General features: G+C 49.7%; 11 protein-coding genes. 2 read left to right on the top strand and 9 right to left on the bottom strand.

Going from position 1 to position 12,080, the window contains the following annotated elements:
• Window positions 1-2: 2 nt before the first annotated feature.
• Window positions 3-890, bottom strand: coding sequence for a hypothetical protein (locus tag FGO67_RS08350; RefSeq protein ID WP_203300279.1), 888 nt, complete (start codon window positions 888-890; stop codon window positions 3-5).
• Window positions 891-1,202: 312 nt separating this feature from the next.
• Between FGO67_RS08350 and FGO67_RS08345 the strand changes: the two genes are divergently transcribed.
• Window positions 1,203-2,237 carry a response regulator gene (locus tag FGO67_RS08345; protein WP_203300278.1) on the top strand — a complete coding sequence of 345 codons (1,035 nt, stop codon included), beginning with the start codon at window positions 1,203-1,205 and terminating at the stop codon, window positions 2,235-2,237.
• A 3-nt stretch (window positions 2,238-2,240) separates the two neighbouring features.
• Window positions 2,241-3,200, top strand: coding sequence for a GGDEF domain-containing protein (locus FGO67_RS08340; protein WP_203300277.1), 960 nt, complete (start codon window positions 2,241-2,243; stop codon window positions 3,198-3,200).
• A 66-nt stretch (window positions 3,201-3,266) separates the two neighbouring features.
• Here the strand turns inward: FGO67_RS08340 and FGO67_RS08335 are convergent, their stop codons facing one another.
• The 8 genes from FGO67_RS08335 to FGO67_RS08300 form a co-directional block, all read right to left on the bottom strand.
• Complete coding sequence (locus tag FGO67_RS08335; protein WP_203300276.1) at window positions 3,267-3,635, bottom strand: histone-like nucleoid-structuring protein, MvaT/MvaU family; 369 nt, start codon at window positions 3,633-3,635, stop codon at window positions 3,267-3,269.
• A gap of 175 nt (window positions 3,636-3,810) precedes the next feature.
• Window positions 3,811-5,073, bottom strand: a complete 1,263-nt coding sequence (tviB, locus tag FGO67_RS08330) for a Vi polysaccharide biosynthesis UDP-N-acetylglucosamine C-6 dehydrogenase TviB (protein ID WP_203300275.1) — start codon at window positions 5,071-5,073, stop codon at window positions 3,811-3,813.
• A gap of 70 nt (window positions 5,074-5,143) precedes the next feature.
• Window positions 5,144-7,096, bottom strand: coding sequence for a polysaccharide biosynthesis protein (locus tag FGO67_RS08325; protein ID WP_203300274.1), 1,953 nt, complete (start codon window positions 7,094-7,096; stop codon window positions 5,144-5,146).
• 82 nt (window positions 7,097-7,178) lie between these two features.
• Window positions 7,179-7,718: a sugar transferase gene (locus tag FGO67_RS08320; protein ID WP_238942309.1), complete on the bottom strand. Its 540-nt coding sequence runs from the start codon at window positions 7,716-7,718 to the stop codon at window positions 7,179-7,181.
• Window positions 7,719-7,748: 30 nt separating this feature from the next.
• A complete protein-coding gene (locus FGO67_RS08315) occupies window positions 7,749-8,723 on the bottom strand; it encodes an NAD-dependent epimerase/dehydratase family protein (protein WP_338039545.1) in 975 nt (324 codons plus the stop codon).
• Window positions 8,720-9,478: a glycosyltransferase family 2 protein gene (locus tag FGO67_RS08310; RefSeq protein WP_203300272.1), complete on the bottom strand. Its 759-nt coding sequence runs from the start codon at window positions 9,476-9,478 to the stop codon at window positions 8,720-8,722. The genes FGO67_RS08315 and FGO67_RS08310 overlap by 4 nt, the downstream gene beginning before the upstream one ends.
• 12 nt (window positions 9,479-9,490) lie before the next feature.
• Entirely contained in the window at window positions 9,491-10,795 is a 1,305-nt protein-coding gene (locus tag FGO67_RS08305) for a glycosyltransferase (RefSeq protein WP_203300271.1), read from the bottom strand.
• Window positions 10,786-12,048, bottom strand: coding sequence for a hypothetical protein (locus tag FGO67_RS08300; protein WP_203300270.1), 1,263 nt, complete (start codon window positions 12,046-12,048; stop codon window positions 10,786-10,788). Before FGO67_RS08300 ends, FGO67_RS08305 begins: the two co-directional genes overlap by 10 nt.
• Window positions 12,049-12,080 lie beyond the last annotated feature (32 nt).

The following is a 12,080-nucleotide window of genomic DNA, read 5'->3' as shown; positions in this document are numbered from 1 at the left end:
ATTTAAAACAGCTGAGTCCCCATATCGGCCTGGTGAGTCTGCAGTCTGGGCAAACCTGAAGGGCCGGTCAGTTGGCTCATGTCGACTGTCATACTGGTGGGGAGATTGATGAAGACGCCTTTTCCGGCGTTGATGACGTTGGCACCGTCCGGACTCTGCCATTTAACGCCCGCGTCGTCCCGCTGAAATCCGATAAAGAAATCATCGGTAAACCCCGTGACTGTGCCACCTGCGCCATCATCTTGCGCCGTTCCCACAAACAACGACTGCACTTTGCTCAGGGACGCACACTCACTGCAGGTAGCCGGGTTTGCACTATCGGCAATGCCAATCTGCGTCGCACGGTAGTTGGTTGCCTGATTGCTGGCATCGAACAGGGCCGCGTCGTGAACAACGCCCGCCGAGTCACGCAGTTTGAGGCCAATATTGCCGCTCAGGCTGGAGGTTAAAGAAGACGCAGAGCCTCGGGCCTGACCAAAACCCATCCGAAAACCTGCCAACCCGCTGGCGTCTTCTGCCAGCTCAATGAACGGTTTTGAGGCTTCGAACGGCACGGTCTCGCCTTGCATGTAGGTCTGGCCGTTGTATTGCACACCGTCCTGGCGAGCAATATGGCCCAGCGCCAGGTGGGTGGCGGCAAAGTCGGAGCCGCCATCTATCTCACCCACTTTGACATCGTCGATATTAACGCGGGTTTCCACGTCCATGCCCAATGTCATGCGGGTGAAGTCATGAACACCATCGGCAAGATTCTCGACCTGCATGAATGCCTGCCCGGTAACCTCACCGAGGGTTTGATCGGAGATGGGTTTCAACTCAGCGTGGGTAACCGGCACAACAGCCAGACAAAACATGACCAAAGCAGCGCATCCATAGGCATGATGCTTCATAACGTGTGCCTCTGATTAAGGTTCAAGAGCAAGTTTCGACACCCACTCTGCTGTTGCGCCTTTGTTCGTTAGTATTTGGGCTCAACAGGCGGCTGATTTTGCTGATTGCTTTCTTGTTGACCGCGAATGCACTATAGCTGAGGCAAGTTCGCCAATAGAGTGAGCTTCATCACAATCGCCGGGAACCAGCTGGCTTGGCAGGATTCAAGTATGACCGGCTTCACAAATCATTACGCTGGTGTCGCAAATGTGTACACACCGTAACAGCCTGATATACTCGATCAACTTTTCACTGGCGCTATGACAACTTCCATGACCACCCGCATCCTCGTTTGCGACGATTCCGCGCTCGCCAGAAAACAGATGGCCCGTGCGCTTCCTGAAGGCTTCGGTGCCGACATCGTATTCGCCAGCAACGGAAAAGAAGCTCTCGAGCTTTTGAGGGGCCATGAAGCGGAACTGATGTTTCTCGACCTCAACATGCCGGAAATGGACGGCTACGAGGTTCTGGAACACGTTCGCAAGGAAGACCTCCCGGTACTGACCATCGTGGTCTCCGGTGACATCCAGCCGGAAGCCCGGGAGCGGGTGCGCAAGCTGGGGGCCATTGATTTCATCAAGAAGCCGACAGACGCCGGCCTCATTCTGAGCTTGCTCAAAGACTACGGCTTCTACAGCCCGAGTGAGCTGGAAGACACCGCGCTCAACGACAACGCTCTGAAATCGGACTCATCCAGTGCCAGCGGCGGCGACATCTCGGTGTCCCTGAACGATTACCTGCAGGAAATTGCCAATGTCGCCATGGGCCGCTCATCGGACCTGCTGGCGCGCCTGCTTAAAGTGTTCGTCAAGCAGCCCATCCCCAAGGTGGCCTTCATCGCCAACTCGGAGCTGCACATGGCGATATCGGCGGCCCAACACAGCGATACCTATTCCGCCGTCTGCCAGGGCTTCACCGGTGCGGGCATTGCGGGCGAAGCACTGCTGCTGTTTGCCGATGCCAGCTTCAAGGAAATGGCCGAGATGCTTCATTACGAAGAGCTCGACGGCGAAGCGGTGAATGTCGAAGTATTGATGGACATGTCCAGCATCCTGTTCGGCGCCTTCCTCAAGGGAATTGGTGATCAACTAGACCTGAAGCTCGGGCTGGGGCATCCCACGGTTCTGGGGCAACACCGACAGATCACTGAACTCCTCGAACATCACAGCGCTCGAGACGAACGCCTACTGTGCATCGAAATCAGCTATGCCCTGGAGGATCGCGAGATACAGTGCGATGTGCTGGTACTGCTTACCGAGGATTCTATCCCCTTCCTCGAACAACGCCTCGAATACCTGGTGGACTGATCAATGGCCTTTAATGAAGTAGAAGCCAACTCGTTTCACTGGCTGGTGGATATGCTCGAGTCCGTTGAAGTCGGGCTTGTCGTTCTGGACCTCGATTTCCGAGTGCAAGCCTGGAACGGCTTCATGGAGAATCACAGCGGCATCACCGCCAGCAAGATCCGCGACCAGGTCATCTTCGATGTCTTCCCAGATATCCCTCAGGCCTGGCTGGCACGGAAGGTAGATGCCGTTGCACTACTGAACACCCGGGCATTTACCTCCTGGGAACAACGCCCCTACCTGTTCAAATTCCGCAACACCCGCCCGATTACCGGCACTGAAGAGTTCATGTTCCAGAACCTCACCATCAGCCCGCTGTCTGGCACCACGGGCCAGGTGGAGAAGGTCTGCCTGATGGTGTACGACGTCACCGACATCGCCAGCAGTAAACGGGCACTGGAGCGCGCCAACGAGCAATTGGCGAAGCTCAGCATGACCGACCGCCTGACCGGATTGCTCAACCGGGGCACCTGGGAGAATCTGGTGGACGCGGAGTTCGAACGTTACCGCCGCTATGGCCAGGCCACCTCTCTGGTGATGTTCGACATTGACCACTTCAAGAAAGTGAACGACAGCTATGGCCACTTGGCCGGCGATGAGGTGATCAAACACACCGCAGCGGTCACCAAGGGCAATTTGCGGCAATCGGATATCTCCGGCCGCTACGGCGGTGAAGAGTTCGGGATTATCCTGCCAGAGACCGACGCCGAGGGCGCCCGCATTATTTGTGAGCGAATTCGGGAGAACATTGAGCAGAGTGTGGTTGAGACCAGCGTCGCGCCCATTCAATACACCATCAGCATGGGCATCGCTCAATTAAGTGATGCGCCCGAAAATTACATGCAGTGGATGCAGCTGGCCGATGAGGCGCTATATGCGGCCAAGGAAGGCGGAAGGAATCGGGTAATGATTTCCAGAAAGTGACCGGCTGATAAAAGAAAAGCCCGGGATTAACCGGGCTTTTCTTTTTATAAAACTGACAAACTAAACTTAGTTTTCCTGCCAGCTCTGAACCGCTTCTTTACCGTACTTATTACGCCACTCGTTCAGTGTCTTGTGATTACCACCACGGGTCTTAACCACTTCACCGGTATGCGGGTTCTTATACGTCTTCAAGGGCCGCTTGGCGCGACCACCAGAAGCGGTCTCACTCTTGGCAGAGCCAACAGACGGATCAATCGCAGACAAGATCTGCAGGACATCTTTCGGTGACTTGTCATATTCCTTCATCAAGTCACGAACCTTGTTCTCGAACTCCAATTCGCCTTTCAGAGCCTGGTCTTCTTCAAGCTTTTCCAGCTCTGCGGCAAGCTTTTCCATAAGCTGCTTTTTCTGGTAATAGTCGTTGATCTTTGCCATGGAAATAAAACCTTATTCAAAAAAGGGTTTTCAAAATATTTCGGAGTTGACCAAAAGCCAAAAAGATAATAATTAATTTAACAAGATTTGGCAAAGTTTATTGCGTTTTCTTAAATAAAAAGCCGATCTTTTTGATCGGCTTTTTGACAAATCATCGAGAACAGTTTAATTGATACTACAATCTCAAATCGGCTTCACCGAGTGGCAGGACGCCTTTCAAATCAAACAACACACCATCATTCTTTAAATAGGCACGCAGTTCCTTAGACGATTTTTCCGCATACTCCCGATGAGGGACAGCCAATAACAGGGCGTCGTAATCACCCTGTTTGGGTGATTCCAGAAGGGTCACTCCATACTCATGCTGTGCGTCGTCAGAGTTAGCCCAGCAATCTGTGATATCTACCAAGCAACCAAATTCCTTAAGTTCCCTCACTACATCGATAACATGGGTATTGCGCAAATCCGGACAGTTTTCCTTAAACGCAAACCCCATGATTAAGACTCGGGATTTAGCCACCGTATGGTTGGTTTTGATCATCGCTTTAACCAACTCAGCGGCAACATAAGTGCCCATACCGTCGTTAACTCGACGGCCCGCAAGAATGATCTCCGGATGATAGCCAATGGACTGAGCTTTGTGAGTGAGGTAGTAAGGGTCTACGCCAATACAATGTCCGCCCACCAGGCCAGGCTTAAACGGCAAAAAATTCCATTTCGTTCCAGCAGCGGCCAACACTTCATGGGTATCAATTTTCAGCCGCGAAAAAATCATCGATAACTCATTAATCAGGGCGATATTCAAATCACGCTGAGTATTCTCAATTACTTTTGCTGCTTCCGCGACTTTTATCGAGCTGGTCTTATGGGTACCTGCCGTAGTGACTTCGGCGTACAACCGATCAATCTCTTCAGCAATCTCAGGGGTAGACCCTGACGTCACTTTTTTAATGGTTTTGACGCGATGCTCTTTATCGCCTGGATTGATACGCTCTGGACTGTAACCCGCAAAAAAATCTTTGTTAAAGACAAGTCCAGAAACACGCTCCAGCACTGGAACGCAGACTTCTTCAGTCGCCCCTGGAAAAACGGTGGATTCATAGATAACAATGTCGCCCTGCCTCAAAACACGGCCGACTGTTTCACTGGCTGCTAAAAGCGGGGTCAAGTCCGGGGCTTTCGACTCGTTAATCGGCGTGGGCACTGTAACGATGTAAATCTGGCAATCTTCGATATCTTCCAGCGAGTTGGAAAATGAGAGGCCAGACGACTCTGACAACTCCTCCCGTGACACTTCTCGCGTGACATCAATACCGTCCTTTAGCTGAGCAATACGCTGGGCGTTTATATCAAAGCCGATAACTTCTCGCCGCTCTCCGAAGGCTGCCGCCAAAGGCAGTCCGACATAGCCAAGCCCAATCACCGCAATCTTTTTCATACGAATTCCTTTCGTTTCTACGGGAGCTATCCTTAGCTCTAATTCTAACCACAATTACAAAACTTGCTATTTAAACTGGGAACCGGCGGATTTTATCTGTCTCTGGAATCTCCACGCTTGGCTTTTGGGCTTCGCTCTGCCAAACCAAATCCGAAACTCCCTCATTTGGCGTGAATCCCGTCGGGGCGGCAGTAAGGATTTCAACGACTCTACTGCAATTGAACTCTTGGCTGGCGCTTAGCAACTCTTGTAGCGCCTCGTCCAGATCTTGCGGCGACATAGAAACCTCCCTAGCCATCATGATCCGCGGATGGGAGGTTCCTTGGGGGTTATCGCCAATCAACAGCTCTTCATAGAGCTTTTCACCCGGCCGCAGGCCACTGAAAACAACTTCAATATCCCCATTGGGCTCATCTTCCGTTTTTTCAGCTAAGCCCATCAGATGGATCATCTTGCGGGCCAGGTCAGCAATTTTGACCGGCTCACCCATATCCAATACGAAAACCTCTCCGCCAACTCCCATGCTGCCCGCTTGCAAAACCAGCTGGCTTGCCTCCGGGATTGTCATGAAATAACGGATGATGTCCGGATGAGTAACCGTAATCGGCCCACCATCACGAATCTGGTCGCGAAACAAAGGCACAACTGAGCCGGAGGAGCCAAGGACGTTGCCAAATCGAACCATGGAAAACACGGTTTTGGCCTGCCGATCTGCAAGCCCCTGAAGCACCAGCTCTGCCATTCGCTTACTGGCTCCCATAACATTGGTTGGCCGCACGGCTTTATCGGTAGAAATTAAGACAAAGCGCTCAACGCCCGCTGCGATCGCCGCCTCCGCAGCGTGAGCGGTGCCGAAAACATTGTTCTGAACCCCTTCAATAACATTGTGTTCGACCAACGGGACATGTTTATAGGCGGCTGCGTGATAGACCGTTTGAACACCAAACGTTCGCATAATCACTTCGCAACGCCGTCGGTGCACAACGCTCCCCAACAACGGATGCAACTCTACACCTAATGCTTCCACTCGATTAATAGCCTGTAATTCACGTTCAATGGCATAAAGTGAAAATTCAGATTGTTCAAAAAGCACCAGTGTTTTCGGTTTGTGCCGAATGATTTGGCGACACAGCTCAGAGCCAATAGAGCCCCCTGCCCCAGTCACCATAACCGATTTCTGAAACAGACTTTCTGCAACGATCGCCGTATCCGGACGAACCGGGTCTCTCCCCAGCAAATCCTCAATCTCGAGATCACGGATATCGTTGATCCGGGCTTGTCCTGCGACCAACTCTGACATTGACGGAACCGTTTGGACCGGTACCGAGAGCCTTTCCAAAGACTGCATAAGGTGTTTACGATCAACACGTTCTGTATCTTCCAGAGCAAGCAGAACCCGGGATGCCCCTAACTCTTTCGTCGCCCTCTCGATATGTTCGACTGAATAAACAGGCAGGTTGCCAATGAGCGAGCGATGATTGCCGCTCTCGAAAGAAACAAAACCAATTGGCCGGTATTCAACCCCTTGAGCTAAAGCCGATGCCAGTTGCATACCCTTATTTCCAGCGCCAACAATCAACACACTGTTTTTTGATTTTTCACCCCGGCGCCGAACAACTCCACGAACTGAAAACCTAGTTCCGGCCACTAGAAGAAAAGCAAATGTCCCGTAAATTACTGGTACCGAACGTGGCACAAGTGTCTGAAACAAATAGCCAAATACAATCAGCGCCACACTGGAAAAAGCAACACCGATAATAATCGCCAGAAACGCATGCTCGCTCAGATATCTGATGACAGCGCGATAAAGCCCTAACTTAACGAAAGCGCCGATGGTTATGAGAACTGTAGCTGAAGAAACAAGCAGTTGTTTGTTGTTTGGGAGCCAAGTAAAACTCTCAAACCTAAGTGCAAAGGCAGCCCAGATTGCAACGAATAGCAAAAGGAAATCGACACCGACGGAAATAACACGCTTCGCAGGACGGGGCAGATCGAGTATTTTTTTAATCGTGTTCGAGCTCAATTCTACCACTCCTCACCGGTTGAGATCCGCCCCATAAAAGGCTTGTTAATGCTCTACAATTCGTCTCGTGTACGTTGAGTCTTTATTTCCGCACACGATCTCCCGCGCCTTTGCCCGAAACAGTCTGGATTATGTAAGAAAAGTAGTCTTTTACCCCAAGAGAGCTGAGCATTTTCTGATCAGTCTCAGCCAACAATTCGGGGGTGGACATATCAATACCATTTACCTGGGCCAATCCAGTGATACCCGGCCTATGATCCAACACTCGACGGGCTTCGCGCTCTCGTATCAACGCCTCTTGGCTGTATAGGCATGGCCGAGCCCCCACCAGACTCATTTCGCCTTTCAATACGTTCCAAAGCTGAGGCAACTCATCCAGCTTTGTCCTTCTGAGAAAATGCCCTAACTGAGTAATAGAGGAGACGTTCGCAAGGTGACTAGCGACCGATTTCGTCTCTCTAGACATGGTCCGAAACTTTACAAGAGTAAACGGTTTTTTGTATCGTCCTACTCGCTCCTGCATGAACAAGGGCGAACCAGTATCGAACAACCCCATAACAAAAATGGCTACTAATATCGGAAAACCAACGATCAAGCCCAATGCTGAAAACAAAATATCCATAACTCTTAACACAAGCCTACTCCAACAGCTTCAACGTGCACGGTAATAATCAACGGTTTTTTGGAGCGCTTGCTCGACCGAGTATGGAGGCGCCCAATTCAGGGCATCGACCGCCTCCCCACAATCGACCTGTAAAGAACCTACCAAGCGCTCGACTACGGATTGTTTTCTAATCAGCCAGCCAGCAAAACGAAACAGAGCAATCGGTATCGGCACCAACAGTGGCCCCTTTCCTAATGAGCGCCGCAGCGCCGCCAACAATCCAGCAAGGGAAAGATCTTCACCATCACTAACCAAAAAGGCTTTTCCAGCCGCCAAAGACGAGGTGGCACAACACACGAGGAAATGAGCCAGATTATCAACATAAACCATGCTTCTCTGGTTCTTCACCGCCCCGAACGGAAGCGGAAGAGAAGAACTAGCCAACTTCATTAAACTCAAAAAGTTGCCCTTAACGCCTGGCCCGTAAACTAATGGTGGGCGAACGATTACAAGCTCCATACCCTTTGCGCGGCAAAAGGCCGATAATTTTTGCTCCGCTTCAGCCTTAGAAACTGCGTATGGATCTGAAGGCGCCAACATTTCTGCCCCCCTAAAAGGGCTCCTATCAGTTGTACTCTCTCCATGCACCTTTACGCTACTCAGGTATACGAAACGGCGAACGCCCGACGCATGTGCCAATCTTGCGAGTCGAAGCGTGCCTTCCACATTCACGCGACGAAATTCCGCTAACGGATCAGCTGCCTTCTCGGCCATCACATGAACCCGAGCAGCACAATGTATGACCACGTCAACACCTATCAGGGCCTCATCCCATCCAACGTCTGAGTTGAGTTCGAGATTTCGCTGATAGCGACAGGGCAATTGATTTCGCGAACGGTCCTCTGAGCGGACCGCAGCAACCACGTCAAGAGAGCGATCACGATGATCCAGCAACGCTTTTAGAACCGCCCGACCCACAAATCCTTTTGCGCCAGTTACCAAAACTCTCAAGCTGTCACTCACCCAGGTCGCCTTACAAGTTCCGCCAATTTAAAGGGAATTTTGCTAAGGACCATAAGCAAGTTGGTGTATATCCCATTTTCTCTACAAGCAAGCACAATTTCCCGATTCAATGTGATACTGCTACGGAGCCCGGAGGTACTGATGCCCCCTGAACGCATTCGTACTAAAACTTTGCTGAGATACTTCCATCTAAGCCGCGCTTTCAGCAACCAACGGACAAACATTTCATAGTCGGCAGAAATTTTCATGTCGACTCGATAAGGTCCAGCCAAATCATAGGCCTGACGCCGAACAAAAGTAGCGGGATGAGGAGGCATCCAACCAAAGCGCAACTTCCAAGGCCTAAAATGTTTCGCTCCGTAGTAACGTATTACCTTAGACAAATCATCGGCTTCAGCAAAAACGACATCACCGAAGACCAGGTCACAGTCCGGAGATTCCCGAAAGGTATCTACAACCGTCGCAACCACATCATCCGATTCGAAAATATCGTCAGAATTCAACACACCAATGATATCGCCGGTCGCGGCTAGGACACCCTTATTCATTGCATCGTAGAGGCCTTCATCAGGCTCCGATATCAGCGCCCCCAAATTAGCCCGCCTGCTCTCAAGCAACTCCACGGTACCATCGGACGAGCCACCATCAACGATTACGTGCTCAATATCGCCGTACGACTGAGATTGAACCGAATCAAGAGTATCGCTAATCGTTGATGCACTGTTAAAACAAACTGTAATGATCGAAACCTTCAACTTAGATGCACCTTATCCTTGTTTATTCCGCTGAAGTTGCTCAGTTTTCCGGGAGTGTACTCGGTTCAATAAGTCCAGATAAGCCTCTTCTACTTTCTCAAAAGAGAAGTTTTTCTCAATGCTAGCACGCCCGGCCCGGCCCATCCTTGATCGATCCGCCTCTCCGAGACGCACGGCCCTCTCGATCTGAACTGCCAAACTATCCACTGACAAAAAATCGGCGACAAACCCAGACACTCCATGCTGCACTACATCCCGCAGTCCAGATGTGTCGAAGCAAATAACCGGGACACCGCAACTTAAACTCTCCGCCGCTACCTGGCCAAATGCTTCGACCTGCGAAGGAACCACAGTAAAATCACCTACTCCATAGGTCCTCTGCATTCCGCCAGACGATGATACTCGGCCGCAATGAACTGTACGGAAACCAGCCATACACACTTTAGAAGTCACATCCCCACCGAACACTAACAAAGTGATGCGATCCGTCACATCTTTTGGAAGCCTCTTAGCAAGCGCAACAAGCGCTTTTTCAAGCTCAGCACCACCTTTAAGCCTATTCTTTTCAAGAGCTACGCCACCAAAAACCAAAACGAAGTCTTCAGCTCCGATACCCAGTTCATTGCGGATGCGCTGCTTTTCTGTCTCCAGCAGCGGTGCAAAAACCCCTGTATCGATAGGGTTAGGCAACAACTCAATTTGATTACCTGCTAACACAGGACTTTGCGCTGCTCTCTCACATAGCCAATTAGAAGGTGCAGTAACTATCAAATCCTTTCGCTGAGAGAGCAGCTTATACTTTAAAAACCAACAATACTTGTTAACCAATTTGCAAAGCGATAGCTTTCCGGAGGAGTAACCATCGAGCGCACCCTGAGGTCCAAAAGGATTTTGGTAATGCTCAGCCCCGGCAATTAACCATTCATCATGAAGGGTTATTATTGAGTACGGTGGCACCTTGGCGAGATCCCACAGAGAGAGAGTGTCGTTATTGATCCAGTGGAGATGAACGATTTCATCAGATCCAAAGCACGACTGAAGGGCATCGCGAACCAGCCTGCATGAGAATAGATTAATCGAATGCTTAACATCGACATCTTTCCGTACAAAGATCAGAAGGCAATACTCCAACAATCTTAAAAAGTAATGATAGCGGAATGCCATTGGCGCTGGCGCCTCTCGGCGATCATCGCCCGATAATTCTTCTACACAGAAAGAGCGAACTGAGAAGTTTCGAGACCCTAAATAATAAAACTTCTCGGCGGCAATCGCAGCACCACCTCTTAAGAATGAAAATGCAAAATAATTTACGCGCATCTTTTTACTCTATAAGTGAAGATTTTCCCGGAAATCCAACAAGCAAAAATCACGGGGACCAGATAGGCAAATGCCGGTAAAAATGGCCCGCGCAAGAGAAAATACATATAGAATGAAAAATAAATCATTAAAGTATTCCAAACAACGCAAAACCCCGCCCTCTTCTCTAGAAATACGACAAAAAAGGCTAAGGACGAAGCTGCGATGAATACTCCCAAAATGCCGAAATCAAGATAAAACTCAAAAGGAAGGGAGAAAGAAACATTAGAAAACCATAACGATGCATTTTCCATAAGGTACTGGCCAATCATTTCTCCAGAAGATACAGGTTTATCAGGCCAAAAACTTCTCGGAACAAAGAACAACAATGCTCCCAAGAGTTGCTGACCCATCGTATGGCCTCGCTCCGCGATCATTTCCTGCATCGTCACGCCATTTGACCATGCATCATAATGTAGATCATTATAATGACCACCGATCTGTCCCAGAATCTGCTCTACAGATATACCCCCACCTCCGAGCACGCCATATTGATGCGTAAGCAAAGAGGCTGCGGGAAAGGCAATCAACATAACCAGCATACCAAACAAAAGAAAAATACGTCCCCGCAAAAGCAGCGGTAATGCCAAACAGACCATTGTCAAGTACACCGGCCCCAAAGCATTCCTTCGCTCGAAGCCGGGATTCTTAAAAAAAACAACAAAAACGAGAAACCCAACGAACAACATCAAAAGGATCTGCTTTTGGGCCATATTCCCACGAACACCTAAAAAATATACGGATGCACCAAAAAATGCCATCAGCGCTAGGAATTTGAATACAAACAGGGAAATTATCGAGCTTTGAATGCCACTAAGCGCAAACAACGCAGATACAAACAATAGGGAGAAAACGAGGGTGTTTTTTAAAAACGATACCCTCACACCCTCGCGAGCATTCCGCTCCGCGATGTGTGCGTAAGGAATGAAGGCTCGACCAGACGTAAGCCAAAGGTAAGATATAGAATAAGAAATTAAGAAAACAAATATAATTACATTGACATATACAGCGCCAGACAACGAAAAACTCGATGTATTTACCAAGTAATCCATTGAGTCTTCCAGCTGTATAATAGGTGCCAAAAAATAAAACAAAGCGGAAAAAATAAATAAAGATATGCCCGGAAGACTAACTCTGGAGCCTCGCAAAGACACACATAGCACAGCCGCTGTCGCAATGAACACCAAAAAGAAAGAGGCAGTCAGCTCAGGCATTTAATGCGTCCAAAGTTAGTGAAGAATAAAAA

It is taken from the genome of Marinobacter sediminum (genome assembly GCF_016820575.1).
GTDB classification, from domain to species: Bacteria; Pseudomonadota; Gammaproteobacteria; order Pseudomonadales; family Oleiphilaceae; genus Marinobacter; species Marinobacter sediminum.
The sequence above is the reverse complement of the archived record's forward strand: the minus strand, read 5'-3'. Positions and strand labels throughout refer to the sequence as shown.

What these genes read in the sequence shown, in the direction of transcription:
- FGO67_RS08340 (WP_203300277.1), top strand. Translation starts at nt 2,241, where the DNA reads ATGGCCTTTAATGAAGTAGAAGCCAACTCGTTTCACTGGCTGGTGGAT.
- FGO67_RS08335 (WP_203300276.1), bottom strand. Translation starts at nt 3,635, where the DNA reads ATGGCAAAGATCAACGACTATTACCAGAAAAAGCAGCTTATGGAAAAG.
- FGO67_RS08345 (WP_203300278.1), top strand. Translation starts at nt 1,203, where the DNA reads ATGACCACCCGCATCCTCGTTTGCGACGATTCCGCGCTCGCCAGAAAA.
- FGO67_RS08350 (WP_203300279.1), bottom strand. Translation starts at nt 890, where the DNA reads ATGAAGCATCATGCCTATGGATGCGCTGCTTTGGTCATGTTTTGTCTG.
- tviB (WP_203300275.1), bottom strand. Translation starts at nt 5,073, where the DNA reads ATGAAAAAGATTGCGGTGATTGGGCTTGGCTATGTCGGACTGCCTTTG.
- FGO67_RS08305 (WP_203300271.1), bottom strand. Translation starts at nt 10,795, where the DNA reads ATGCGCGTAAATTATTTTGCATTTTCATTCTTAAGAGGTGGTGCTGCG.
- FGO67_RS08320 (WP_238942309.1), bottom strand. Translation starts at nt 7,718, where the DNA reads ATGGATATTTTGTTTTCAGCATTGGGCTTGATCGTTGGTTTTCCGATA.
- FGO67_RS08300 (WP_203300270.1), bottom strand. Translation starts at nt 12,048, where the DNA reads ATGCCTGAGCTGACTGCCTCTTTCTTTTTGGTGTTCATTGCGACAGCG.